Origin of the sequence: Hymenobacter sp. BT559 (assembly GCF_017571525.1) — a bacterium.
Lineage (GTDB): Bacteria > Bacteroidota > Bacteroidia > Cytophagales > Hymenobacteraceae > Hymenobacter > Hymenobacter ginsengisoli.
The window spans coordinates 153,776-177,465 of the sequence record NZ_JAGETY010000009.1; the positions used below are offsets into that span (position 1 = coordinate 153,776).

The window sequence follows — 23,690 nt, forward strand, 5'->3', positions numbered from 1 at the left end:
TACTTCACTCGCTCGCGCCGGCTACAGGGCGCGGGGCGGGTAAGCGCCCGGGCTTGGGCTGCGCAGGCAGTCGGGCTCGGGCGCACTAGTTAGGGCCTGGTTGAACTTGGCCGGGGGGCTAGCCCCGGCAGCTAAAAAATTAGGACAGCGTTAAAATAAATGGCGGCCTTATACGCCTACTTATCGCAGTAGGAATGTAGTGCACACCCAAAAACCGGCCGGCCTACGTCTGTTTTTCGACCATTTGCCAATTTTAGTCAAACATTCTACATAGAAGGCAGTTTTTAACGCCTGCCGCGAAAATCAAGCGAAGCGTTTGCGAAGGCAACCATTTATCGTCCAGATAATTACACAAGTCAAAATCTACTATGAGCTCTTCTTTACAGTGTATAAAACGCGCTCTTTTAGTAAGCTGCGCCGTGCTGCCGCTGCTAGGCCATGCCCAGGGTGGGGCGGCCGATACGGCCAGGCTAGCCGAGGTGCCGGCGCGCATCAGCGACTATGAGGTGGCGCCGGGTGTGACGTACCATTATGAAAAGCCGCGGCCCTTTCAATGGCTTTACCACATTCCGCGCGATGTGGGCCAGCTGCCGGGCTACGCGTTTCAGCGCCGCCATGTGCCAGCGCTGGTGGGGGTGGTGGCTAGCACGGCCGCCCTCTGGGTGGCCGACCAGCGCATTATTGACGGGGCGCAGCAGTTTGGCCGCTACGTGGGCCTGAAGGCTACCGACAGCCAGAAGTCGCTGGTAGATGTTCCGCTTCACGTGGCGGCCGTAAATCTGCCGCTGCAATTCAACGTGCCCGACAACCTCAACAGCTGCTTCTACTACCTGGGCGATGGCTGGACGCACCTGGCCATTGCGAGCAGCTTTTGGCTGTATGGGGGCACGCACCGCGACAACCGCGCCCTGCAGGTGTCGAGCCAGCTTGGCGAGGCCATCCTGAGCACCGGCCTGGTGGTGCAAACCCTGAAGCACCTGACCGGCCGCCAGAGCCCCTACCTGGCCACGCACAATCGTGGCAACTGGGATTTGCTGCCCGCTTATAATACCTATCAGCACTTTGTGCCCAACTACGACGCCTTTCCTACGGGCCACTTGTCTACGGCGATGGCCACGGTCACGGTCATTGCCGAAAACTACCCCGAGTACCGGTTCATCCGCCCGGTGGGCTACTCGCTGATGGGCGTGCTCGGCTACGCCATGCTCAACAACGGCGTGCACTGGGCCAGCGACTATCCGCTGGGCATTGCCCTGGGCTATGCAATGGCCAAAATAGCGGTGTACCACGGCCGCACCCGGGTGGGCACCGCCAGCAGGCCCGTGGGCCTAGCGCCGCAGCGGGCGTGGTGGCGGCAGGCGCGACTATCGCCGTTTACCACCGGCCCTTTTACTGGCGTGGCCGTGAGCTGGCTGCCCTAGCCAGCTCAGCAGCAAGCAGTAATGAGCGGCTTCGCAAGTATTCCCATAAGTTAGGGCGTATGGCCGGTTGGCCCCGCTAGGGGTAGCTGGTATCTTTGGTCGCTTCTCCCTCCTTGTTTCAACATGCCAACGCCCGCGCTTAGCAAAGAAGAACAGATTCGCGAGCGCATATTGTGCGCGGCGCAGCAGCTGTTTCAGCAGCACGGCCTGCACAAGGTGACCATGGACGACATTGCCCGGGCGCTGGGCCGCGGCAAAAGCTCGCTGTATTACTACTATAAAAGCAAAGAAGAGATTTTTGAGGCCATGCTCGACCGCGAAATCCGGGAAGTGCTGGCTGAGGTGGAGCAAGCCGTGGCGCTAGCCCCTACGGTGGAGGAAAAACTGTACACCTTCTGCATGACGCGCCTGCAGAAGCAGCGCCAAAAAGCGGCGCTCAATGCCCTGGTAGCCGGCGAGGCCCTGCGCAGCCTCGACCTGGTGCACCACATCCGGCAGTGCTACCGGCAGCAGCAGGCCGACCTGCTGCGCCAGATTTTTGCCGGGGCCGAGGGCAGCCTGGCCGCCTGCGCCTGCCCGCACAGCGTGGAGGCGCTCACGGTGCTTATCCTGGCGGGGCTGCGGGGCTTGGGCGAAGAGCTGGTTTTTTCGGACAGCCTGGCCCTCGTTGAGCCGGCCATCCGGATGCTGTGCCACACGCTGGCCGCCGCGCCGCTGCTGCCCGCCCCCAGCCAGCCTAGCAGCTGACGCCGAAGCTGCGCTCAGGGAAACTTCGGTGGGCTAAAAATGCTTACTTTTACCCGCTTCTTCCCGCCCACGCCGTGCCCGAGTACCTGCTTTTCGTTGATACCGAAACCTCGGGCCTGCCCGCCGACTGGCGCCGCCCCTACGCCGAGCCGGGCGCCTGGCCGCACGTGGCGCAGGTGGCGTGGCTTATCTACACGGCCGCCGGCGAGCTGGTGAAGACCGAAAACCACTATATCCGGCCTAGCGACTACGACCTCACGCCGGCCTCCATGCAGGTGCACGGCCTCACGCTAGCCTACCTGCACGAGCACGGCGAGGCCCGCCTGCCCGTGATGCAGCGCCTGCACGACGACCTGCTGCGCTATAGGCCCCTGGTAGTGGGCCACTTCATTGAGCTTGATTACCACATGGTTGGCGTGAGCTTCCACCGCTCGGGCCTCTCCAATGCGCTGCTGGGGCTGCCCACCTTCTGCACCATGCGCCTCACTGAGCGCTTCTGGCAGCCCATGCGCCAGCAGTACCTGCGCCTGGCCGACTTGTACCAGCGGCAGTTTGGGCGGCCTATGCAGAAGCAGCACGACGCCCTGGCCGATGCCGAGGCCACCGCGCAGTGCTTTTTTGAGCTGCGCCGCACCGGCGACATCGACGCCGAAACCCTGGCTAGCCAGCCCCAGCTCAAGCCGCCGCCCACCCACGCCGCCCTGGCCGCCACCCGCCGCCCATTCTGGAAGTACTGGCTGGGCATGATTTAATTTTGACTTATAACTACCGGTTGTCCTGGCGAAGGCTTTCTTTGCCGTTTGTTACCAAGCATTCTTATGGATAACCGCCTTGCCTTTCTCCGCACCGTCGAGCCCTTTAACCTGCTGCCGCCCGAGGTGCTCGAAGAGGTAGCGGCGCTGCTGCAAGAGGTGACGCACGCACGCGAGGCCGTTATCTACCACCAGGGTGAGACCAAGCTGCGCGGCGTCGATTTGATTATTGAGGGCGGCTACGACACATTTTTCTTCGATAGCCAGCAGGCGCGGCGCCTGCCCGAGTTTTACGGGCCTAGTACCTGCTACGGCGGCGTGTCGGTGCTGCTCAATAAGAAGCGCTCGCTGCGCACGGTGCAGGCCCGAGCCGGCACGCGGGTGTACTTCTTGCACCGCAACGACTTTCGCAGCCTGTGCCTGGGGTACGATGCTTTTTTCCAGCATTTTACTACGCGCTACGGCCACCTCATGCTCGATGAGGAATACGCCCAACTGGTACACCCCGGCCCGCAGGCTCCCCAGAATTTTATCGCCGCCGACGAGCTGTACTCGCGCCGCATGGCCGCCGTAGAGCTGCGCGAGGTGCTGGCTTGCCCCGGCAGCACGCCCACCCACGAGGTAGCGCGCCTCATGGCCAAGTCCCGCAGCAGCTGCTACTTTGTGCTCGGCGACGATGGCCAGCAGATAATAGGCTACGTGACTGATATCACCTTGCGCGACAAGGTAGTAGCCAGCCTCGGCGATGCGCGCCTGCCCATCAGTACCTACCTCGACTCGCCCACCCGCGCCGTAAGCAGCGAGGCATTTGTGTATGAGGCGTTGCTGTTAATGTTCCGGACCAAGACGCGCTACCTGCTGGTGGAGAGCCCTAGCAGCGGCTACCGGGGCTTTATCTCGCGCAATAAGCTGCTGGCCGAGCAGGCGCAGTCGCCGTTTCTGTTCATTCAGGGCGTAAAGCAGGCGGTGTCGCTGCGCGAGCTGCGGCGCAACTGGCAGAAGGTGCCCGACATCGTGTTTCAGCTGCTCGACCGGGGTGTAAAGCCCGAAATCGTGAATCAGGTAATCACGACCGTCGCCGATACTATCGCCCTCAAAGTCATTGAGGATGTGATACGTGAGCTAGGCCCCCCGCCGGCCAAATTCGTGTTTATCGTGCTAGGGTCGGAGGGCCGGCAGGAGCAAACGCTGCTCACCGACCAGGACAACGCCATCATTTACGAAGACAAGGCCAACGAGCACCGCGAGGAAGTGCGCGACTATTTCCTGGGCTTTTCGACCGAGGTGTCGGACCGGCTTAACGAGATTGGCTTCAGCTTTTGCGAGGGTGGCTTCATGGCCAAAAACCCGAAGTGGACGCACTCGCTCTCGCATTGGAAACGCAACTACACCGAGTGGCTGCACGAGTCGAACCCCGAGAACGTGATGCGCTTCGCGGCGTTTTTCGACATCCGCTTTCTCTATGGCGAGGCGGCCATCCTCGACGAGCTGCGCGATTTTCTGGATACCGAGCTGCAAAAGCCGCTCGACCGCTTTTTGCACTACATGGCCACCAATGCCTTGCAGTACGAGCCGCCGCTCACGTTTTTCAACAACATCCGCACCTTCGCGGTGGGCGACCAGCAGGTGGTCAACCTCAAGAAAATCATGTCGCCTATCGTGGACGCGGTGCGGGTGTTTGCCCTCAAAAACCGCGTGTTTGCCACCAATACCGGCCAACGCCTCGTGGCCCTGCGCCAGCTAGGGGTCTTTACCGAGAAGGAATACCAGGAGCTCTTGCAGTCGTATTACTACCTCATGGGCATGCGCCTCAAGAAGCAGGCCGCCCAGATGATGCAAGACAAGCTTCCACCCGATAACTACCTCGACCCCAAGAAGCTAACCAAGGTAGAGCGCGTGACCCTGAAAGAGATTTTCAAAGTCATTGCCGATTTCCAGCTAAAAATCAAGGTAAATTTTGCCAAGATGCTGAGCTAGCCTATTGCGTAGAATTATTTGTCTTTGCGAGCCTGCGAAGCAAGGACAGCCGACTGGTAATTGCCTAGCGCTGCGACGAGTCGCGCACTACCAGCTTGGGCTTGAGCACGATGCCACGCGGCGTGGCCGGCGTGTGGCCGGGGCTGGGCAGCATTTTTTGCAATTGCTGCACAGCCGTGCGACCCATTTGCTCGCAGCGCTGGTCCACCGTAGTGAGAGCCGGCTCGGTGAGCTGCGTAAAGACCTCGTTGCTGAAGCCTGCGATGGCCACGTCTTCGGGCACCCGGAAGCCGAGCTTTTTGGCTACCTGCATGCCGCCCACGGCGGCTAAGTCATTGGAGCTGAACACGCCATCGGGCCGGCGCGTGGCCGATAGGCGCATGAGGCCGCGCATGGCGGCGGCCCCGCCCTGCTGGCTCAGCTCGCAGAAGGCGGTGAGGCGCGGGTCGGGCGTGAGGCCGTGGGCGGCCAGAGCGTCGAGGTAGCCCTGGTGCCGGTTTTTGTGGATGTTGACGTGCAGCGGGCCGGTGAAGTGCGCAATGCGGCGGCAGCCCTGCGCAATAAGGTGCTCCACCACCTGGTAGGCGCCAAGGTAGTCGTTGAGCGTCACCGACGTCACGTTCGTCCCCTTAAAGCCCTGCACCACGCGGTCGAAGAACACGAGCGGCACGCCCTGCTGGCGCACTGCTTCAAAATGCTCAAAATCAGTAGTTGTATCGGAGAGCGAAAGCAGGATGCCGGCCACCTGCGCGCCCATCAGCAGCTCGATAATCTGGCGTTCCTGCTGCGCGTCTTCGTTCGATTGGCATATCATCACGTTGAAGCCCGCCTCGCTGGCCTCGCTGGCAATGCCGTGAATGACTTCCGGAAAAAAATAGCCCGTGATGTGCGGTACTATTACTCCCAGGGTATTGCTGCGGCCCCGGCGCAGGCCAGCGGCCAGCGGGTTGGGCTGGTAGTGCAACTCCTTGGCCAGCTGGCGCACGCGGGCTTTGGTGGCCTCGCTCACGTCGTGGTGGTCGGCCAGGGCGCGCGAAATGGTCGAAGCAGACAAGCCCAGGGCCTTGGCGAGGTCGGTGATGGAGGCGCGACGATTCATACAGCAGCGGAAAGAGCGAAAACTAAACGGGCACTCAAAGCTACAAAGATGGGCCGAGCGCTGCTATCGCCCGGCCAACTGCACAAACTGGCCCCTAGCCAGCCCCGCCGGAGGGTAGCTGGTCGAAACTGTTCGGCTTACGTATGTTGCCGAACGCCCGGCCGGCGGCGAATGTTGCCGGCTGTATTAGCTCGGCTAGTGTAGCTTGCCATATGAAGTCGTTTCCTATCTGGCGCGTGCTGGGAGTTGGGTTTCTGCTGCTACTGCTGGCCCTGGGGCTGGGCGGCTGGCTGCTGACGACCCGCTACGCCGAGCCTTATGTGAAACGACTGGTGCGCGACAAATTGACGCGCAACTCGGAGCTGGTACTCGACTCGTTTGATGTCAACCTATCGGTGTGGCGCGACTTTCCCTACCCTAGCGCCACGCTCAGCCACCTCACCCTGCGCGACAGCTCGCACCACCGCACACTACCCGTGCTGCGCCTGGGCCGCGCCGATGTGCGCTTCAACCTGCGCGAGCTGCTGCACCGCCGCGTGCAAGTAACGCGCCTCACGCTGCGCGACGTGGCTATTGGGCAGCGCGTCGATTCGCTAGGGCGCACCTGGGGCCTGCGCGGCAAGAAGCGCACCGCCACCGGCCCGCCGCCCAAAATCGACCTGGCGCTCGACTCCATTATTATTTATAATTTCGGGATTTTTACCCGCAACGATTTTATTCACAGCGCTTTGCGCGGGCGGGTGTTTCAGGCGCGGCTGGCGGCCAGTCTGCACCAGGGGGTGCTGGCGGTGCACGGCCGCTTCTCGGGCCGCCTCGACCGGCTCAGCAACCGCACCGGCGACCTGCTGGTGAACGAGCCGGTGCAGGCCCGGCTCAACTACCGCTACCGGTTTGCGCAGCGCCAGGGCGAGTTTTTTAATAGCCACGCCACGCTCAACGGCGATACCATCCGCATCAGCGGCACCCACACGGCCGATATGGCAGTCGGCGACGGGCCGCCGCGCGGCACCGTGCTCAACCTGCGCTTTGCGGGCAGCCAGCCGCTGCTGGCCGTGTTGCACGCCACGCTGCCGCCCACGCTGCGGCCCATCTTACACGGGGCCACCAGCCCTAGCAAAGCCCAGATTGAGTACTTGATGTCGGGGCTGAGCGGACCGCAGGTGCGCCCGCGTATTGTGCTGCACTTCGGCATGCGCAATGCCCGCATTCAGTGGCCCGACTCGGCGCGGCGCATCGACCGCTGGGACTTGCAGGGCACCTACGACAACGGCCCCGCCCACGCTCCGCAAACGATGTCCTTGAGCCTGAGCCAGTGCCGCGTGTATTCGCCGGCCGGGCAGCTCGACATGGCCTTTTTGCTGCGCAACTTTCAGCGGCCCTACGTGCAGGGCCGCCTGCATGGCCGCACCGAGCTGCCAGCCCTCATGGCGCTGCTCTCGCCCGAGCACTGGTATGCCCGCAGCGGCATTGCCGACCTCGATGTGCAGCTGCACGGCCTGCTGCCCGCCGTGGGCCAGCGCCAGCGCCAGCTAGGGCTGTTTCGGCATGATATGGCCGTGCGCGGCACGGCCACGCTGCGCAACGCTGCCTTTGAGCTGGCCGGCCACCAGGGCGACTTGCACAGTCTCAACGTGCGCATTGGCTTGAAGGACAGCCTCTGGCAGCTTTCCAACGCCTCGGGGGTGCTGGCAGGCATGAACTTCAAAGCCTCGGCTACTACTACTTACCTGCTCGACTATTTCACCGGCCAGCACCCTACCACCGATATCAAAGGCACCTTTGCCGTCGATGAGCTGGACCTGGGCCGACTGCGGCAGCTGCTGAAGCCCGGCGCATCGGGTCCCCTGCTAGCCCGCCAGCGCCGCCCCACTCGCAGCCTGGCCGACCGGCGCCGCATTGCCACCACGCTGGGCAGCCACCTTATTCCGGAGGGCATGCACCTCGACGTGGCCCTGCGCTGCGGCCGGCTAGCCCTGGCTACCGACACCCTGCGCGACATGGCCGTGCGCATTCGCCACGACGGCGAGCGCGTACAACTCACTGGCATCAGGGGCAAGCTCTGGGATGGCGAGGTGCGCGGCGAGGCGCAGTGGCCCACCGACTCGGCTAATCGAGTAGTGCCGGTCGCCTATGATATTGACTTTCATTTTGATACTCTCAATTATAAATCCTTGCTGGAGCGGCTTTCGCGGCCGCCCCGGCGCTCGCGCACCTCGCCGGGCAGCCCCGCCATCAGGGAGCTGCTGCTGGCCGCCAACGGCAAGCTGAGCTACGAAATCAACTCACTGCTGCTGCCTAATGGCGAACGGGTGCGCGACCTGCGCCTGCGCTTCGACAAGCAGGGCCCGGTGCTGAATCTGCCGTACGTGTACTTTGTGGCGCCGCAGGGTGGCATCGGCAGCGGCTCGGCCACGGCGCGGGTTGAGGGAATGCGCCTCGCCCACGCCGACGCCAACCTCTACCTGCGCTACCCCACGCTCGACGTGCCGCAGCTGCTGCGGATGCTGGCCAGCGTGGCCCCACCCCGCTCCGATTCGGCGGCGCTGGCCGCGCGCCGCGCCCTGCGGGCGGCCCGGCGCGCCCGGCGGCTAGGGGCCGGCGCAGCACCAGGCTCGCTTATGAGCAGCGGGCGCTTCACGGCGCTGCTGCGCGTGGAGGCCGACCACGTGCGCTATTCGGCCGTGCAGGGCACTAACTTCCAGCTCGTGACACACTTACAGGCCGGCGAAGCCATTCTGGACGATTGTACGGTGAATGCGCTAGGGGGGCGTATGACGCTACGCGGGCGACTCATTACCAACGCGGGCCGCCAGCATCACCCCTTGCAGGTGCAGGCGCTGCTGGAGGATATTCAACTGCCCGAGCTCTTTGGCACGGCCACGGCCATGCACCTCAATGTGCTGAGTACCGACAACATTCGGGGTACGCTGCGCTGCGCGGCGGCCCTGCGCACCGACCTCGACGAGAAGTTTATTCCGAACATCGACAACACGAATGCTTACCTCAAGGCCGACCTGCACAACCTGGAGCTGGTAAACGTGGAGGCGCTCGAAGACGCGTTTAAGTTCTTTAAAAAGCGCACCAGCCACTTGTATTTTGAGCCCGTAAGCAGCGAGTTTGCCTTGAGCCGGGGCGAGCTGCTCATCCCTAGCCTGCGCCTCAACAGCAACCTCACCGAGCTGCAAGTAAATGGCCGCTACGACCTCGACGGCCGCGCCGACCTCTACATCGGCATGAACCCGCTGCACGCGCTGCTGGGCAGCAACAACAAGCGCATTGCCCGCATCCAGGCCGGCGAGGCCACCACGCGCCGCGATGCCAAGCTCAGCTACGTCAACCTGAGCCGCGACGCGCCCCACACCAAATACCACCTCAAGGTTTTTCAGAAGCAGGAGCAGCGCGAGGCCCAGGCCACGCTGCGCCGGCAGTTTCGGCAGCTGGTTATCACCCAGCGTCTCGATACCACCCTGCGCCTGCTGCCGGGCTCGCCGCTGGCGGCTCCGCAGCCTAAGGTAGCTACCGCCCCTAGCAGCACAGAGTAGCGAGTTGGCTACCCATAGATAGCACATCCTGCTCAGCTGGCGTCCGCTTATCGAGGCATCTCGCTCGAATCGTTAGGATAGTGCCCCTAGCGGCCCGGTAGAGATGCTTCGACAAACTGCCGCCAAGTGAGCAGGGCGCTCATTTGGCGGCAGTTTAAGTAGCGGTGCAGGCCACTAGCCCTTCAGAATCACCTCAATCTGGGCCAGCTCATCGGCGCTGAACTGGTAATTTTTCAGGCAGCCTACGGCGTCGAGCACTTGCTGGGGCTTGCTGGCGCCGATGATGACGGAGGTCATGCGTGGGTCTTTCAGCACCCAGGCCAGGGCAAATTGCGCCATCGATTGGCCGCGCTGCTTCGCCAACTCGTTGAGCTTGCGGGCTTTCTCAATATTGGCCGGGTTGAGCTGGCTTTCGTCGATGGCGCCGTTGCCGAGCTTGCGGGCAGCGCGCGAATCGGGCGGCACACCCTGCAAGTACTTGTCAGTGAGCACGCCTTGGGCTAGCGACGAGAACGCGATGCAGCCCACGCCTTCTTCGGCTAGGGTGTCGAGCAGGCCCTCTTCGACATCGCGCACCAGTAGCGAGTACTTGGGCTGATGAATGAGGCAGGGCGTGCCCAACTCGCGCAGCACGGCGCAGGCCCGGCGCATTTCTTCGGGCGAGTAGCTGCTCAGGCCCACGTACAGGGCCTTACCCTGCCGCACGAGCTGGTCGAGCGCGGCCATGCTTTCCTCGATGGGCGTGGCAGGGTCGGGCCGGTGGTGGTAGTAGATATCGACGTAGTCGAGGCCCATGCGGCGCAGGCTTTGGTCGAGGCTAGCCACCAGGTATTTGCGCGAGCCGCCGTCGCCGTAGGGGCCGGGCCACATGCCGTAGCCGGCTTTGGTGGAGATGATGAGCTCGTCGCGATACGGCTTGAAATCAGACTTATACAAGCGGCCAAACGTTTCTTCGGCCGCGCCGGGGGGCGGGCCGTAGTTGTTGGCCAGGTCAAAGTGCGTCACGCCCGCGTCGAAGGCCGTGCGCAGGATGTCGCGGCAGCCGGCTAGGGCATTCACTTCACCAAAATTTTGCCACAAGCCCACCGAGATGGCGGGCAATTGCAGGCCGCTGCGGCCGCTGCGGCGGTATTCCATGGTGTCGTAGCGGGTGGGGCTGGCCAGGTAGGTCATGAGGAATAGGGGGAATGAAGCGTGAAAACTACCAATCGTTTGTCATAGCGACCAAAGCGATGCCATCGCACCCGTACGAGTCGTTTGGGTATCGTTCTGATGCGATGGCTTCGCAAGCTCGCCATGACAGCCGGATTTGAGTACGGCACAGCGGCAACTATGGGCTACCATCCGCTACTTTGCGGCTCTATGTCCCGCTTTCTATTTCTGCTTGGCCTGGCCGGGCTAGCCCTCGCTGCTGGCCCCGCCGCCGCCCAAACCACCGCTGCCACCCGCGCCCAAGATTCGGTCTTTGTGCGCCAGAATTACCGCAAGGTCGAGCAGCTCATTCCGATGCGCGACGGCACCCGGCTAGCCACCATCCTTTACGTGCCCCTCGATGCCTCGCCGGCCCGCCCCTACCCCTTCCTGATGGAGCGCACGCCCTACTCGGCCGGCCCGCGCGGGGCCGCCAACTACGCCACCCGCGGCCCCGGCCCTAGCCGCGAGCTGAGCCAGGAAAAATACATTTTTGTGTACCAGGATGTGCGCGGCCGCTACCTCAGCGAGGGTCAGTTTGAGGAAATGACGCCTGCCCTGGCTAGCCACCCGGCCAAGACTGCCAAAGCCAAAAACGCGCCCCACGACGAAAGCACCGACACCTACGATACCATCGAGTGGCTGCTCAAGAATGTGGCCGGCAACAATGGCCGCGTTGGCATCATGGGCATCTCGTACCCCGGCTTTTATGCCAGCGCAAGCCTGCCGTATGCCCACCCGGCCCTCAAGGCCGTATCGCCGCAGGCACCAGTTACCGATGAGTTTATCGGCGACGATGCCCGGCACAACGGCGCGTTTTTTCTGCTCGATAACTTCGACTTCACCAACTACTTCGACGTGCCCCGGCCCAAGCCACTGGCCGAATACGCGGAGTTATTTCCGCTGAAAATCAGCGATGCCTACCAGTTTTTTCTGGACCTGGGGCCCCTTAAAAACGCCAATCAGCCCAAGTACTTCAACCAGCGGGCGCGCATCTGGAACGAGTACCTGGCCCACGACACTTACGATGCTTACTGGCAGGCGCGCAACATCCGCTCGCACCTCACGGGCGTGAAGCCGGCCGTGCTCGTGGTAGGCGGCTGGTACGATGCCGAGGACCTATTTGGCGCCCTGCACACCTACCAGGCCATCGAAAAACAGAACCCCGGCGCTACCAACCGCCTCGTGATGGGCCCTTGGACCCACGGCGCCTGGAGCCGCCCCGACTGGAGCAAATTTGGCCCGCTCAATTTTGGGCAGAACACCGCTGCCTACTACCGCCAGCAGCTGGAAACGCCGTTTTTCAATTATTACCTAAAAGACAAAGGCAATTTCAACGCGGCTGAGGCCACGGTTTTTGACACGGGCACCAATGAGTGGAAAACCTACCCGGCCTGGCCGCCGAAGGCTAGCCAGCCACGGCCATTTTATCTGGGTGGGGCCGGCCAGCTTACCACGGCGCCCACTACGGCGCCCGCCGATGAATACATCAGCGACCCGGCTCACCCGGTGCCCTATGCCGAGGGCATCCTGAGCAGCCGCAACAGCGAGTACATGATACAGGACCAGCGCTTTGCGGCCCAACGGCCCGATGTGCTTTCCTTTAAAACTGAGCCCCTAGCCCAGGACCTTACCGTAGCTGGCCCGCTAGGGGTTGACCTATGGGTAAGCACCTCGGGCACCGACGCCGACTTTATCGTGAAGCTCATCGACGTGCTGCCCGACGATGCCGTGGCCGACCCCGCGCCCGGCGCCACCCCCAGCACCACGCTGCCCGGCACCCAGCGCCTGGTGCGAGCCGATGTGTTTCGGGGCCGCTACCGCACTGGCTTCGAGAAGCCCGAAGCCTTTCAGCCCAATGTGCCCACTGAGGTGAAATACGAGTTGAACGACGTGCTGCACACCTTCAAAAAGGGCCATCGCCTGCTGGTACAGGTGCAAAGCACGTGGTTTCCGCTCGTGGACCGCAACCCGCAGCAGTTCATCAATATCTCCACCGCCGAGGCCAGCGACTTTAAGAAGGCTACCATTCGGGTGTACCACGAGGCTGGTCACGCCTCCAGCCTCACGCTGCCAGTGCTGGGGCAGTAGGCCGACCCTATCCACGCGCCGGCCGTACAAGAATGCCTATGAAACGGCGACACTTTATTCCGCTGCTGGGGCTAGCGCCCCTGGGCCTGGCCGCTGCTAGCCTGCGCCATACTCGCCCTATGCAACCCGAAAAACTGTATTTCAAAGACGACGGCACCATCCCCAACAGCCACTATCCGTTGCTGCTGTACCGGCAGGCGTTTGCAGCCCGCGAGGCGGCCGGCGCGGCGTGGCTGGAAAGCCACTTTGCGATGAATAACTGGACCAACTCCTGGCGCAATGGCGTATACCCGTTTCACCACTACCACAGCACTTCGCACGAGGTGCTGGGCGTGTATGCGGGCTCGGCGCTGCTACACCTGGGCGGCGAAAAGGGACAGAAGGTGCGCGTGCAAGCCGGCGACATCATCGTGATTCCGGCGGGCGTGGGCCACAAAAACCTCGGTAGCGATAACCTCGGCATAGTGGGCGCCTACCCCGACGGCCGCCACTGGGACGTAAACCGCGGCCTGCCCGGCGAGCGCCCCCAGACCGATAAAAACATCGCCGCCCTGCCCCTCCCCAGCACCGACCCGCTGCTGGGTAAAAGCGGCGGCCTACTCACCAGCTGGCAGTAAGCACACAAGGCTTGGCTGTACTTATTACTTAGTTAGGAACAAATAAGAACGTCATGCTGAGCCTGTCGAAGCATCTCTACCGAATGATACCCTAGCGGCACGGTAGAGATGCTTCGACAAGCTCAGCATGACGTTCTTGTAAAGCTAAGCAGGGTGCCGATTTAGCTAGCTTGCTTCTGGGCGTGCCAGAGCACTAGCTGCCAGCCTTTTGCTTCGTCTTTGATGTAAACGACCACGTACTTGATGCGCGTGAAGCTGGGCTGGCCGTCGGCGCCGGGGCCGAGGTTAATCTCGATGAGCGCGTTGACGATGGCCGTGCGGTCGTCGTTGTAGGGGCGCACCACCATGTTCTCGATATCAACCTTATCGTAGCGGCTCTGGCCGCTGGCGATGGAGGCAATGTAGCTCGCCTTGTTGTCCTGGTGGCCGTTGGAGTGCGTGTAAATGAGGTCGTCGGCGAAGATGGATTCGAGCGTAGGCAGGTCTTTGGCAACTTGCGCGTCGAAGCGGCGGCGCTCCAGTTGTTCAATTTCTTGGATGGCAGACATTTGGAGGAAGTAAGGAGTACTGGCCGGAAGGTTGGCCACTGCAAAAGAACGTCAGGCGCCTCTGGCAAGCGCTTAAAACAAGGTCAGTTGCCCGCCGGGGCTAGCCGGCGGCGCCTCGCCATCAAGGTTCGACAGCGACAGCCCGAGCAGGCGCACGCCCTTGGGCAGCGGCAGCAGCGCCGTCAGGATATCCTGGCAGGTGCGCAGCAGCGAAGCTTCGTCGGGCACCGAGGCTAGCAGCGTGCGGCTGCGGGTTATCTGCTGAAAGTCAGCGAATTTTACTTTCAACGTGAGCGTGCGGCCCGACTGGCCGGTGCGCTGGCAATAGCTCCACACCTTGGCCGCTACGGGCAGCAGGGCCGCCAGCAACTCGGGCTGCTCGTGCAAATCGTGGGCAAAGGTGGTTTCGGCGCCCACCGACTTGCGCTGGCGGTCGGGCTGCACGGGGCGGTGGTCTTCGGCGTGGGCAATGGCGTGGTAGTAGCCGCCAGCTTTGCCAAAGTGCTGGCGCAAAAACGCCTCGGGCTGGGCGCGCAGGTCGGCCCCAGTGAAGATGCCCAGCGCGTGTAGCCGCCCCGCCGTGGCGGGCCCGATACCGTGAAACTGCCCCACCGTCAGCTTCTCCACAAAGGCTAGCCCGCGGCCGGGCGGAATCACGTACTGGCCATTGGGCTTGCGGTGGTCGGAGGCCAGCTTGGCCAGAAACTTATTGTAGGAAATGCCGGCCGAGGCCGTGAGCTGGGTGCGCGCCAGGATGGCCGCCCGAATGTCGCGCGCTACCTGGCTGGCCAGCGGCTCGTGCTTGAGGTTGTGGGTCACGTCGAGGTAGGCCTCGTCGAGCGCTACGGGCTCGATGAGCGGCGTGTACTCGGCCATGATTTCGCGCACCTGGCCCGACACTTCTTTGTAGACCTCAAAGCGCGGCGGCACAAACAGCAGCTTGGGGCACAGCCGCCGGGCGGTGCTGGCCGGCATGGCCGAGCGCACGCCGTATTGCCGGGCCTCGTAGCTGGCGGCCATCACCACGCCGCGTTCGCGGGTGCCACCCACGGCCAGGGGCCGGCCGCGCAGGGCAGGGTCGTCGCGCTGCTCCACGGAGGCGTAAAACGCGTCCATGTCGAGGTGAATGATTTTGCGCGGCTCAGCGGGCGGCAAGGAGGGCGTCACGCACACAAATTTACGCAGGCTAGCGCCCGCGCTGGCTGGCGTGCTGCACCTCCCGAGTCTGAAGAAAAACTAAATTTTGCGTGTTTCTCCCTACGTGTTTCCTGAGAGAAATAAGTGATAATCGCACAAATGCCCGCTGTAAATCAAACGTATACCGGGCAGACCATTTTCCTCTTAGCGTCATTTTATGCAGAAGTCATCATTTTCTATAGTCTTAGCTGCCCTGGCCTTGGGGGCCACGCTGCTCAGCGGCTGCGGCAGTAGCCAAAGCGATACCTCTACCACCAGCACCACCAGCAACACCACCGATAGCAGCATGAGCAGCGACTCGGCCGGGGCTAGCGGCGGGGCCATGAGCACCAGCGGCGCGGGCAGCGGCAGCACGGGTGGCACTACGGCCGGCTCTGGCGATATGAGCACGGGTGGCTCGACGGCCGGCGGTACCGGCAGCACAACCGGCTCAACCGCAGGCAGCATGAGCGGCTCGACGGGCAGCACCACTAGCTCAACGGGCGGCGGGGCAGGCAGCACGGGCACCGGCAGCACTACGGGCGGCAGCACCGGCCAATAAAGCCAGCCAATTCACTCAACTGTAATCTTTTTCACTTTTCCCCTTTTCCAATGAAAACGCAATTTGCAGCACCGCTTCGGGCGGCCGCCGTCCTGCTAGGCCTGGGCCTGGCCACTACCACCGCCCACGCGCAAACCACGGGCGGCAGCACCTCGGGCTCGACTACCATGGGCACTACCAGTGGCAGTACTTCGGGCACCGGCACCATGGGCACTAGCGGCACTACGTCGGGCACTATGGGCAGCACCAGCGGCAGCATGAGTACCTCAGGCTCGATGACCAGCGGCAGCACCACCTCGGGCCGGGGGCACAACAGCGGTACTACGTCGGGCGCGGGGCGCCGGGGCCGCCGCGGCACGAGCACTTCGGGTAGCACGTCGGGCTCGGGCAGCACTTCGGGCACTAGCACGAGCGGCTCGAACCAGTAGCAGCACCTATATCAGTAACATGAGGCACAACGGCCGGCCGGTTTTCTGGCCGGCCGTTTTTGCCTTTTATCGCTTACCATCAATTAAGTTTACTTATGCACAAGCTCTGGGCTGTGGTGCGGCGGCCTTTTGTACTCGACTTGCGGGCGCTGGCTCTGCTGCGCATAGGCACGGCGGCCTTGGTGCTGCTCGATTTGGGTATTCGCAGCACTGACCTGGAGGCGCACTACGCCAATATGGGCGTGCTGCCGGTGGCCACCCTCCTGGAACACGCCTGGACGCCCTACCAGTTTTCGCTGCACGCCGCCAGCGGGCTGTGGCAGGTGCAGGCGGTGCTATTTGGGCTGGCGGCGGGGCTAGCGGGGGCACTGCTGCTGGGCTACCACACGCGGCTGGCCACCGTAGCCTCGTGGGTGCTGCTGGTATCGGTGCAAAACCGCAATACACTCATTGGGCAGGGTGGCGACGACCTGCTGCGGATGCTGCTGTTCTGGGGCATTTTTTTGCCCTGGGGCCGGGTGTGGTCCTGGGATGCGCGCACGCGGCCCGCACCAGCCCGGCTCAACTATGCCAGCGCCGCCACCGTGGCCTACATAGTGCAGCTAGCTCTCGTGTACTGGTGCACGGCCCTGCTCAAAAGCGGGGCCGAATGGACCCACGATGGCACCGCGCTTTACTATGCACTCAGCCTCGACCAACTGCTGCTGCCCGGCGGGCGCCTGCTCTACCCCCACCCCGACCTGCTGCGCGCCCTCACGTTTGGTACCTGGTACGTGGAGCTGCTGCTGCCGTTTGCGCTGTTCATTCCGGTGGGGGTGCGCTGGTGGCGGCTGCTGGTGATAGGCGTGCTGTTCGGGTTTCACCTGGGCATCAGCCTTACGCTGTACGTAGGACTGTTTTTCATCATCAACCTGGTATCGGTGCTGGGTCTGCTGCCGCCCGTGGCCCTCAACTGGCTAGCCCCGCGCCTGCGGCCGCACATGGCGCGGGCCCAGCGCTGGCACGCCCGCCTGCCCGCATGGCAGTGGCCTTGGCGGCTGCATCTAGAGCGCACCCGGCCGGCCACGCCGGGCTGGCTCCAGCTTGGGCGCCAGGTGCGCGAGGCGGTGGTTTTCAGCCTACTGTTCTACGTGTGCTGGTGGAGCCTCGACGATGTAAAGCTGCTCCCCGCCGGCTGGATGACTGAGCCGACGCGCTGGGTCGGCTACCTGTTTCGGGTAGACCAGCATTGGGGCATGTTTGCGCCCACCGTTTTCAAAGACGATGGCTGGTACGTGCTCGAAGGCACAACTACCACCGGCCGGGTCATCGACCTCAACCGCGGCGGCGCACCCGTCACGTATGCCAAGCCAGCCGCGGTGGTGGCCCTCTTCAAAAACGACCGCTGGCGCAAGTATTCCGAGAACTACCTGTTTGTTAACAATGCCTGGATGCGGCCCTACTACTGCAACTATCTGCTGCGCATCTGGCACGAAAACCCGGCGCACCCGCCGCTGCGCCGCCTGGCCGTGGTGTACATGAAAGAAGTGTCGCAGCCCGACTATCGGGTGCCGCCGGCTACCCACGAGCTGCTGTGCGACTGCGTACCAGCCGCCCCGGTTACGAAGTAGGCACTTGCGCTGGTGTAGCGAAACAAGGGCTGGGGCACCGAAAAACGGGTTGGGCTACTTCCAGTGGCGGTAGCTGCGAGCCTTGAATGCCGCTAGCCCCGCTACTGCGGCAGCAGCACCGTGAAGGTAGAGCCCACTCCCAGCTCGCTCTCGACGGCAATGCGCCCACCGGCATTCTCCACCATCTTTTTCACCATAAACAGGCCGATGCCGCTGCCCTCCACGTGGCTATGCAGGCGCTCAAACAGGCCAAACAGCTTACGCTGGCCAGCCTCGCTGATACCCAGGCCATTGTCTTGCACCAGCAGGCGCACGTACCGGCCCTCGGGCCGCGCCCGCACGGCCACGCACGGCAGCCGGTCGGGGGCGCGGTACTTGAGGGCGTTGCTGAGCAGATTATACACGAGGCTACGCAGGTTCTTTTCCAGAAAATTTACCGCTACGTCGTCGGCCACCTCAAGGTCGAGCTGGGCACCGGTACTGCGTATCAGGGGGGCCAGGTCGAGGCACACATCGTGTACCATGGGGGCTAGCAGCACGGGGGCGCTGGGCAGGCCGTGCTCGCGGTGCAGCTTGGCCACGTCGCTGAGCTGCCCGATAGTGCGCTGAAAGCGCTCGACCGACTTGGTGAGCATGCCCAGAATGTCATTGACCGGCGGGCGCTGCCGGGCCTCGATGGGCAGCTCGTCGGTGAGCGCCCCTAGCAGGCCTTCGATATTGGTAATCGGGCCTTTGAGGTCGTGCGAGGCCGTGTAGATGAAGTTATCGAGGTCTACGTTCACACGGGTCAGCTCCTCGTTATTGTCGCGCAGTAGGCGCTGGGCCTGGCTGATGCGCTCCTGGGCCAGCTTGTGCTCGTGAATATCGGTGTAGGTGCCAATCCATTGCACTATTTCGCCCTGCTCATTGCGCGAAGGCAGCGCTCGGCCCAGCATCCAGCGATACTCCCCCTCGCTATTCAAGATGCGGCACTCCAGTTCCAGAGACTCTTGGGTGGACAGGCTACGCTCCCAACTCTGCATACAGGCCGCAAAGTCGTCGGGGTGAATACGGTTGGCTATCTGCTCGGCCGTAATAGCCCGCTCGCCGACGTAGTCAAACCAACGGTGGTTGAGGTAAGTAGTTGTGCCCGTCGTGTCGGCCGTCCAGGCTATCTGCGGAATGCCTTCGAGCACGCGGTTTGCCTCGGCAGCGGTGCGCTCCACGGCCTGGCGGGCGGCCAGCTGGCGCACCAGCTCCTCGTTTTTACGGTCGAGCAGCTCATTTTGCCTCACTACCACCGAGCGGATGGCCGAAATTTCCTTGCGTGCCGACATATCGGCCAGCAGCACAGCCAGCGTGGGTGTGCCGCTGAATGTGAGCACATTCATCGACACCGAAAAAGGGCGCAGGGCGCCATCGTTGCCATTTTGCAGCGGCAGCTCGCCACGGGCCTGGGTGTTCCAGCCCACTTGCCACAGCTCGGCCCAGTAAGCCCGGTACTTGGGCGGCACAAAATCGGTAAACGGCCGCCCTAGCAGCTCGCTCAGGTTGCAGCTTAGCGCGGCCGCCAGCGCGGCGTTGCAATACAGCACAATCCCATCGGCGCCCAGCAGCACGGCACCTTCGCTCATTTGCTCTACCAGGTGGCGGTAGCCGTGGTCGGCGCTTTCTAGGGTAAAGATGCGTGGTCCATCGGCCCCCTGAATGGCCAGCGCATCGACCGCCCCCGTGCGCACGGCCACAATCAGCTCCTCGGCCTCGCGCAGGCGCTGGCGCAGCTCTTCGTTTTCCTGGGCCAGGGAAGAAGCAGTGGGAGTCATGGGGCGGGTCTGGCTAGGGTTGTGCTAGCCGTCTAGTCCTAAAGTGGCTAATACGGTGGCGCGGTTCGAGAGGTCGCCGATGAGCTGGCGGCGCGGCAGCGGCTGCTGGCGCACCAGCGTCGGGGCGGCAATAATCTGCTCTTCCTTAGCTAGCTGCGGCTGCTGGTACATGTCAATAATACGCAGCACATAGCGTCCGGCCAAGTAGTGCTCGCAGATTTCCTTGATGTTGCGCACCGCCCGCGTCGAATTGGGGGTCGCGCCCGCTACGTATAGCCGGAGTTCGTAGAGCGGCTCGGTGGCGGCAGGGGGCGAATAGTCTGCTGCCACGGCCTAGCGGGACTGGGGGCGCAGGTCGAGCCCCACAATAACCCGCTCCTCGTTGGAGAGGTCGCCGATAACCTTACGAATAGGCTCGGGCACCTTGCGCACCACCGTCGGGATGGCCAGAATCTGGTCGCCCTCGGCTAGCTGCGGATGCTGCATCAAATCAATCACTTCGAGCTGGTAGCGGCCCGGCACGTGCTGCTCGCAGTAGCGGCGCAGGTTGGCCAGCGCCGCAATCGACTTCGACGTTTGGCCGGCCACGTAGAGGCGCAGCTCCCAGGTTTCGCTGGCAAGTGGCTCGGTAGCACTGTTTATTTCTTCCCTCGCTTCCATCATAACTAACAGGCATACGGCGCCTAGGGCCGGGCGTTGGGCTGAGCGGTTAAATAATCGGAAGTCAGGCCCGTAGCCAGGGCCGAGCGACCGTCGCGCAGGGCCGCCTCGCGGGTGCTTTCCTCGTGGCTGATGTGGCGCAGCTCTTCCTCGACGGTTTCAAACTCGGTGCGCAGGTTGGCAATGGTGGCTTCGAGCACGCGGCGCTTGCGCTCGAGTTCGCGGTCGCGGCGGTCGGCCTCGTGCTGCTTCACCACGCGCTGGGCTTCTTCCTGAATGCGCTGGGTGAGGCGCCCGGCCCCCGTAATGATGCCCTCGGGCCCGATAATGACGTCGAGCAGCTGTATGCCGTGCTCGGTGACCAGAAACTCGCGCACCTGGTTGGAGTGCGACATGCCCCGGGCTTTCAGAATGCTGAGGCCCCGGTTGCGCTCGCCCACGCCTTCGAGGTCGCGCACCGAAATCCAGGTATCGACCAGCGACGACACGCCTTCCTCGGTGAGCTCGAGCTGCCCGTGCCGCCCACTGATAAGCGCCGTAAACAAGGCCGTAACGCCACTGATTTTCAAGAAGTCAATCATCCGCGTGAGCATGCTGCGCACCTCGCTGAGCGAGCCCACCGCCACTAGGTTGCTGATGGGGTCAATGACCACGGCCTGGGGCCGATACTCGCCGATGGTTTTGTGCAGCGTCACGAGGTGGCGCTCCAGGCCGTTGAGCGTGGGGCGCGAGGCCTCGATATACAACAAGCCCTGCTCGACGTAGGGCTTGAGGTCGATGCCCACCGACAGCATATTGCGCATGAGCTGGGCCGGCGATTCTTCGAAAGCGAAGTAGAGGCAGCGCTCGCCCCGCCGACACGTTTCGGCGGCAAACGAGGCCGCTAGGGTCGTTTTGGCGGTGCCGGCAGTGCCGGTGAGCAAGATGCTGCTGCCCCGGTACCAGCCCTTGCGCATAAACATTTCATCGAGCCCCGGCACGCCCGACGAGATAATCTCGTTCGATACCTTATGCTCGAGCTTAAGCGACGTAACGGGCAGCACCGAAATGCCATCTTCGCTGATGAGGTAGGGGTATTCGTTGGTGCCGTGGGTGCTGCCCCGGTACTTCACAATGCGCAGGCGGCGGGTAGTTATCTGGTCGATAACGCGGTTGTCGAGCAGAATCACGCAGTCCGACACGTACTCTTCCAGGCCTTGCCGGGTCAGTGTTCCTTCGCCACGCTCGGCCGTGATGACAGTCGTGACGCCCTTATCCTTAAGCCAGCGAAATAGCCGGCGGATTTCGGAGCGCAGCACCGCCTCATTGGGGAAACCTGAAAACAGCGCCTCAATAGTGTCGAGCACCACGCGCTTGGCCCCAATGCTGTCGATGGCATACCCTAGCCGGATAAACAGGCCGTCGAGGTCGTACTCGCCGGCCTCCTCAATCTCCGAGCGGTCGACGTGCACGTGGTCGACCCGCAATTTTTTATCGGTCTGCAACTGCTTGAGGTCGAAGCCCAGCGAGGCCACGTTGGCAGCCAGCTCGTCGGCCGTTTCCTCAAAGGTCATGAACACGCCCGGCTCGCCGTAGTGCTCAATGCCGCGCACCAAAAACTCAATGGCCATCAATGTTTTGCCGCAGCCAGCGCTGCCGCACACCAGCGTAGGGCGGCCCAGCGGCAGGCCCCCTTCGGTTATTTCGTCGAGGCCATCAATGCCCGTGGGGGCCTTGGGCAGCTTGGGCAGGGTGGTAGCCGGCAAAGGCGTAGCTTGTTGCATAAAAAGATAGTCGGCACAGAATTTCCCGGAAAGTTAAGGCCCCGGCGCGCGAAAAGATTGTCGCCGCTAGCGCTTCTTTTTTGAGCGCCGCGCCCGAATGGCAGCCAGGCGCTCGCGCTCGGCCTTGCGCACCTCGCGCTGCAGCAGGCGCTCGGGCAGCCGCGCCATGAGGCGCTCGCGCACGTACTGAGCTAGGTGCGAGAGCGGCACCGTGTGCGTAGTGCGCAGGTACTGGGCCACTTCGCGCTGGCGCAGGGTGCTGGCCCCGGCCAGACCCCGTGCCAGCAGGTATTGCTTTATTTCCTCTACCCACAGCAGGCCGGCCAGCGGGGCGTGCTGCACGGTGGCATTGTAGCCGGCCGGGCGGTGCGGGCGCAGCTCGGCAGCCTCGGGGCTGGCTACAAGCACGCCCACCCACTCGGGCAGCTGAGGCAGCAGCTTGGGCAGGTGCTTTTCGGTGACTACGAACGTGACGAAGTCGTAAACCTCGGCGTAGCAGCGCAGCTGGTTTGCAACCCGCGCTAGGGTGTCGCCGTCGCCCTTCACCTCGTAGCCGTGCATGAAGTGCTCGGTGATATGCACCACATCGGCGCGGGTGCTGCCGGTGGGCAGCTCGTCTATATACACGCCGCCCAGCAGCAGGGGGTAAAGCCGGGCGCGAATGTCGGGGTCGTTCATTTGTACCTTCAAAAGTAAAACGGGCGGCCACAGGCGGCGCCCGCCCCGCCCCATGCTCCCCGATATTACCACCGAAGCCGACATCAAGCTGCTCGTAGACAGTTTCTACGGGCGCGTGCTGGCCGACCCGCTGCTAGCCCCTGTTTTTACGGACGTTGCCAAAGTCGACTTCAGCCATCACCTGCCGCAGCTCTACGACTTCTGGAGCGGCATCTTGCTGGGCACCAACCGCTTTCGGGGCTTTCCCATGCGCAAGCACTTCCCGCTGCCTATTGGGCTGGCGCATTTCGAGCGCTGGCTAGGGCTGTTTCAGGAAACGCTGGCGGCGCACTTTGCCGGCCCCACCGCCGAGCTGGCCCGGCAGCAGGCGCTGCACATCGGGCGGGTGTTTGCCACCCGGCTAGGGCTGCTGCAGGCACCCAATGGAAATTTGTCTGTTTTGTAACTACCCTTTTTTTACTTCCTTCTTTATGGACTCCACTTCCCGCGCTGCCCTCGTGGCCGAGCTTATGGCGCTGCTGGCCGGCGGCAATGCCCACGCCACCTTCGAGCAGGCGTTGGCCGACCTGCCCGCGCCCCTGCGCAACGAGTTTGTGCCCGAGGTGCCCTACACCATCTGGCACGTGGTCGAGCACTTGCGCATTGCGCAGCACGACATTGTCGAGTTTACGCTGAACCCGCAGCACGTGTCGCCCGCGTGGCCCGCCGGCTACTGGCCCGCCCGAACGTCGGTAGTAGATGAGGCCGGCTGGCAGGCTGCGCTACTCGCCATTGCCCACGACCAGCAGCGGTTTATCGACCTGCTCAACGACCCGGCTACAGATTTCTTCGCCCCGCTAGCCCACGGCGATGGCCAGAACATCCTCCGCGAGGCCCTGCTCATCGGCGACCACGCGGCTTACCATATTGGCGAGCTTGTTTTGCTGCGGCGCGTGCTAGGGGTCTGGCATTAAGCAGCACTGCTGGCGGGCAGCTGCGCAAGGCGCAAGCGGTATATAGTCGACCTACCGTGCAACGCTTTAGTAG

General features: G+C 63.0%; 21 protein-coding genes. 12 read left to right on the forward strand and 9 right to left on the reverse strand.

Translation table 11 applies throughout. The features are described from left to right. The first annotated feature begins 419 nt into the window (after positions 1 to 419). The 4 genes from J4D99_RS13805 (at position 420) to J4D99_RS13820 (ending at position 4,897) form a co-directional block, all read left to right on the forward strand. On the forward strand, positions 420 to 1,421 hold the full coding sequence (locus tag J4D99_RS13805; RefSeq protein WP_208132309.1) for a phosphatase PAP2 family protein: 1,002 nt from the start codon (positions 420 to 422) through the stop codon (positions 1,419 to 1,421). 123 nt (positions 1,422 to 1,544) lie between these two features. Continuing rightward, positions 1,545 to 2,168, forward strand: coding sequence for a TetR/AcrR family transcriptional regulator (locus tag J4D99_RS13810; protein ID WP_208132310.1), 624 nt, complete (start codon positions 1,545 to 1,547; stop codon positions 2,166 to 2,168). Between the two features lie 74 nt (positions 2,169 to 2,242). Further along, positions 2,243 to 2,920, forward strand: coding sequence for an exonuclease domain-containing protein (locus tag J4D99_RS13815; protein WP_208132311.1), 678 nt, complete (start codon positions 2,243 to 2,245; stop codon positions 2,918 to 2,920). 66 nt (positions 2,921 to 2,986) lie between these two features. Continuing rightward, on the forward strand, positions 2,987 to 4,897 hold the full coding sequence (locus tag J4D99_RS13820; protein ID WP_208132312.1) for a DUF294 nucleotidyltransferase-like domain-containing protein: 1,911 nt from the start codon (positions 2,987 to 2,989) through the stop codon (positions 4,895 to 4,897). 64 nt (positions 4,898 to 4,961) lie between these two features. Here J4D99_RS13820 and J4D99_RS13825 read toward each other — a convergent pair whose 3' ends face one another. Next, a complete protein-coding gene (locus J4D99_RS13825) occupies positions 4,962 to 5,996 on the reverse strand; it encodes a LacI family DNA-binding transcriptional regulator (protein ID WP_208132313.1) in 1,035 nt (344 codons plus the stop codon). A gap of 212 nt (positions 5,997 to 6,208) precedes the next feature. Between J4D99_RS13825 and J4D99_RS13830 the strand changes: the two genes are divergently transcribed. Beyond that, complete coding sequence (locus J4D99_RS13830; protein WP_208132314.1) at positions 6,209 to 9,538, forward strand: AsmA-like C-terminal region-containing protein; 3,330 nt, start codon at positions 6,209 to 6,211, stop codon at positions 9,536 to 9,538. A gap of 174 nt (positions 9,539 to 9,712) precedes the next feature. Here J4D99_RS13830 and mgrA read toward each other — a convergent pair whose 3' ends face one another. Beyond that, a complete protein-coding gene (gene mgrA, locus J4D99_RS13835) occupies positions 9,713 to 10,711 on the reverse strand; it encodes an L-glyceraldehyde 3-phosphate reductase (RefSeq protein WP_208132315.1) in 999 nt (332 codons plus the stop codon). Positions 10,712 to 10,900: 189 nt separating this feature from the next. On the opposite strand from mgrA, the gene J4D99_RS13840 reads away from it, so the two are divergent. Both J4D99_RS13840 and J4D99_RS13845 read left to right on the forward strand, forming a co-directional pair. Continuing rightward, positions 10,901 to 12,820 carry a CocE/NonD family hydrolase gene (locus J4D99_RS13840; protein WP_208132316.1) on the forward strand — a complete coding sequence of 640 codons (1,920 nt, stop codon included), beginning with the start codon at positions 10,901 to 10,903 and terminating at the stop codon, positions 12,818 to 12,820. A gap of 38 nt (positions 12,821 to 12,858) precedes the next feature. Further along, the gene (locus J4D99_RS13845) at positions 12,859 to 13,437 is read left to right on the forward strand and encodes a cupin domain-containing protein (protein ID WP_208132317.1); all 579 of its coding nucleotides are present in this window, start codon (positions 12,859 to 12,861) and stop codon (positions 13,435 to 13,437) included. 161 nt (positions 13,438 to 13,598) lie between these two features. Here the strand turns inward: J4D99_RS13845 and J4D99_RS13850 are convergent, their stop codons facing one another. Together J4D99_RS13850 and dinB are read right to left on the reverse strand one after the other, a co-directional pair. Continuing rightward, positions 13,599 to 13,985 (reverse strand): nuclear transport factor 2 family protein, encoded by a 387-nt coding sequence (locus J4D99_RS13850; protein ID WP_208132318.1) that lies wholly within the window; start codon positions 13,983 to 13,985, stop codon positions 13,599 to 13,601. Between the two features lie 72 nt (positions 13,986 to 14,057). Beyond that, positions 14,058 to 15,152 carry a DNA polymerase IV gene (dinB, locus tag J4D99_RS13855; RefSeq protein WP_208132319.1) on the reverse strand — a complete coding sequence of 365 codons (1,095 nt, stop codon included), beginning with the start codon at positions 15,150 to 15,152 and terminating at the stop codon, positions 14,058 to 14,060. A gap of 187 nt (positions 15,153 to 15,339) precedes the next feature. Between dinB and J4D99_RS13860 the strand changes: the two genes are divergently transcribed. From J4D99_RS13860 to J4D99_RS13870, 3 genes are all read left to right on the forward strand, one after another. Beyond that, positions 15,340 to 15,723 carry a hypothetical protein gene (locus J4D99_RS13860; RefSeq protein WP_208132320.1) on the forward strand — a complete coding sequence of 128 codons (384 nt, stop codon included), beginning with the start codon at positions 15,340 to 15,342 and terminating at the stop codon, positions 15,721 to 15,723. A 50-nt stretch (positions 15,724 to 15,773) separates the two neighbouring features. Next, positions 15,774 to 16,151: a hypothetical protein gene (locus J4D99_RS13865; protein ID WP_208132321.1), complete on the forward strand. Its 378-nt coding sequence runs from the start codon at positions 15,774 to 15,776 to the stop codon at positions 16,149 to 16,151. A gap of 95 nt (positions 16,152 to 16,246) precedes the next feature. Continuing rightward, entirely contained in the window at positions 16,247 to 17,761 is a 1,515-nt protein-coding gene (locus J4D99_RS13870) for an HTTM domain-containing protein (protein WP_208132322.1), read from the forward strand. 101 nt (positions 17,762 to 17,862) lie between these two features. On the opposite strand, the gene J4D99_RS13875 is transcribed toward J4D99_RS13870, so the two are convergent. From J4D99_RS13875 to J4D99_RS13895, 5 genes are all read right to left on the reverse strand, one after another. Then, entirely contained in the window at positions 17,863 to 19,563 is a 1,701-nt protein-coding gene (locus tag J4D99_RS13875; RefSeq protein ID WP_208132323.1) for a PAS domain-containing sensor histidine kinase, read from the reverse strand. A 24-nt stretch (positions 19,564 to 19,587) separates the two neighbouring features. After that, entirely contained in the window at positions 19,588 to 19,893 is a 306-nt protein-coding gene (locus J4D99_RS13880; protein WP_208132324.1) for a circadian clock KaiB family protein, read from the reverse strand. Positions 19,894 to 19,896: 3 nt separating this feature from the next. Then, on the reverse strand, positions 19,897 to 20,226 hold the full coding sequence (locus J4D99_RS13885; protein ID WP_236018662.1) for a circadian clock KaiB family protein: 330 nt from the start codon (positions 20,224 to 20,226) through the stop codon (positions 19,897 to 19,899). 20 nt (positions 20,227 to 20,246) lie between these two features. Further along, a complete protein-coding gene (gene kaiC, locus J4D99_RS13890) occupies positions 20,247 to 21,986 on the reverse strand; it encodes a circadian clock protein KaiC (RefSeq protein ID WP_208132325.1) in 1,740 nt (579 codons plus the stop codon). Between the two features lie 66 nt (positions 21,987 to 22,052). Continuing rightward, on the reverse strand, positions 22,053 to 22,664 hold the full coding sequence (locus J4D99_RS13895) for a sce7726 family protein (RefSeq protein ID WP_208132326.1): 612 nt from the start codon (positions 22,662 to 22,664) through the stop codon (positions 22,053 to 22,055). Between the two features lie 52 nt (positions 22,665 to 22,716). On the opposite strand from J4D99_RS13895, the gene J4D99_RS13900 reads away from it, so the two are divergent. Together J4D99_RS13900 and J4D99_RS13905 are read left to right on the forward strand one after the other, a co-directional pair. Next, positions 22,717 to 23,109, forward strand: a complete 393-nt coding sequence (locus J4D99_RS13900; protein ID WP_208132327.1) for a group III truncated hemoglobin — start codon at positions 22,717 to 22,719, stop codon at positions 23,107 to 23,109. A gap of 25 nt (positions 23,110 to 23,134) precedes the next feature. Beyond that, the gene (locus J4D99_RS13905) at positions 23,135 to 23,617 is read left to right on the forward strand and encodes a DinB family protein (protein ID WP_208132328.1); all 483 of its coding nucleotides are present in this window, start codon (positions 23,135 to 23,137) and stop codon (positions 23,615 to 23,617) included. Positions 23,618 to 23,690: the final 73 nt, after the last annotated feature.

Bases quoted from the DNA above. Each gene is read 5' to 3' on its own strand.
- J4D99_RS13810 (WP_208132310.1), top strand. From the start codon at position 1,545: ATGCCAACGCCCGCGCTTAGCAAAGAAGAACAGATTCGCGAGCGCATA.
- J4D99_RS13820 (WP_208132312.1), top strand. From the start codon at position 2,987: ATGGATAACCGCCTTGCCTTTCTCCGCACCGTCGAGCCCTTTAACCTG.
- J4D99_RS13825 (WP_208132313.1), bottom strand. From the start codon at position 5,996: ATGAATCGTCGCGCCTCCATCACCGACCTCGCCAAGGCCCTGGGCTTG.
- J4D99_RS13830 (WP_208132314.1), top strand. From the start codon at position 6,209: ATGAAGTCGTTTCCTATCTGGCGCGTGCTGGGAGTTGGGTTTCTGCTG.
- mgrA (WP_208132315.1), bottom strand. From the start codon at position 10,711: ATGACCTACCTGGCCAGCCCCACCCGCTACGACACCATGGAATACCGC.
- J4D99_RS13840 (WP_208132316.1), top strand. From the start codon at position 10,901: ATGTCCCGCTTTCTATTTCTGCTTGGCCTGGCCGGGCTAGCCCTCGCT.
- J4D99_RS13845 (WP_208132317.1), top strand. From the start codon at position 12,859: ATGAAACGGCGACACTTTATTCCGCTGCTGGGGCTAGCGCCCCTGGGC.
- J4D99_RS13850 (WP_208132318.1), bottom strand. From the start codon at position 13,985: ATGTCTGCCATCCAAGAAATTGAACAACTGGAGCGCCGCCGCTTCGAC.
- J4D99_RS13860 (WP_208132320.1), top strand. From the start codon at position 15,340: ATGCAGAAGTCATCATTTTCTATAGTCTTAGCTGCCCTGGCCTTGGGG.
- J4D99_RS13865 (WP_208132321.1), top strand. From the start codon at position 15,774: ATGAAAACGCAATTTGCAGCACCGCTTCGGGCGGCCGCCGTCCTGCTA.
- J4D99_RS13870 (WP_208132322.1), top strand. From the start codon at position 16,247: ATGCACAAGCTCTGGGCTGTGGTGCGGCGGCCTTTTGTACTCGACTTG.
- J4D99_RS13875 (WP_208132323.1), bottom strand. From the start codon at position 19,563: ATGACTCCCACTGCTTCTTCCCTGGCCCAGGAAAACGAAGAGCTGCGC.
- J4D99_RS13885 (WP_236018662.1), bottom strand. From the start codon at position 20,226: ATGATGGAAGCGAGGGAAGAAATAAACAGTGCTACCGAGCCACTTGCC.
- kaiC (WP_208132325.1), bottom strand. From the start codon at position 21,986: ATGCAACAAGCTACGCCTTTGCCGGCTACCACCCTGCCCAAGCTGCCC.
- J4D99_RS13895 (WP_208132326.1), bottom strand. From the start codon at position 22,664: ATGAACGACCCCGACATTCGCGCCCGGCTTTACCCCCTGCTGCTGGGC.
- J4D99_RS13900 (WP_208132327.1), top strand. From the start codon at position 22,717: ATGCTCCCCGATATTACCACCGAAGCCGACATCAAGCTGCTCGTAGAC.
- J4D99_RS13905 (WP_208132328.1), top strand. From the start codon at position 23,135: ATGGACTCCACTTCCCGCGCTGCCCTCGTGGCCGAGCTTATGGCGCTG.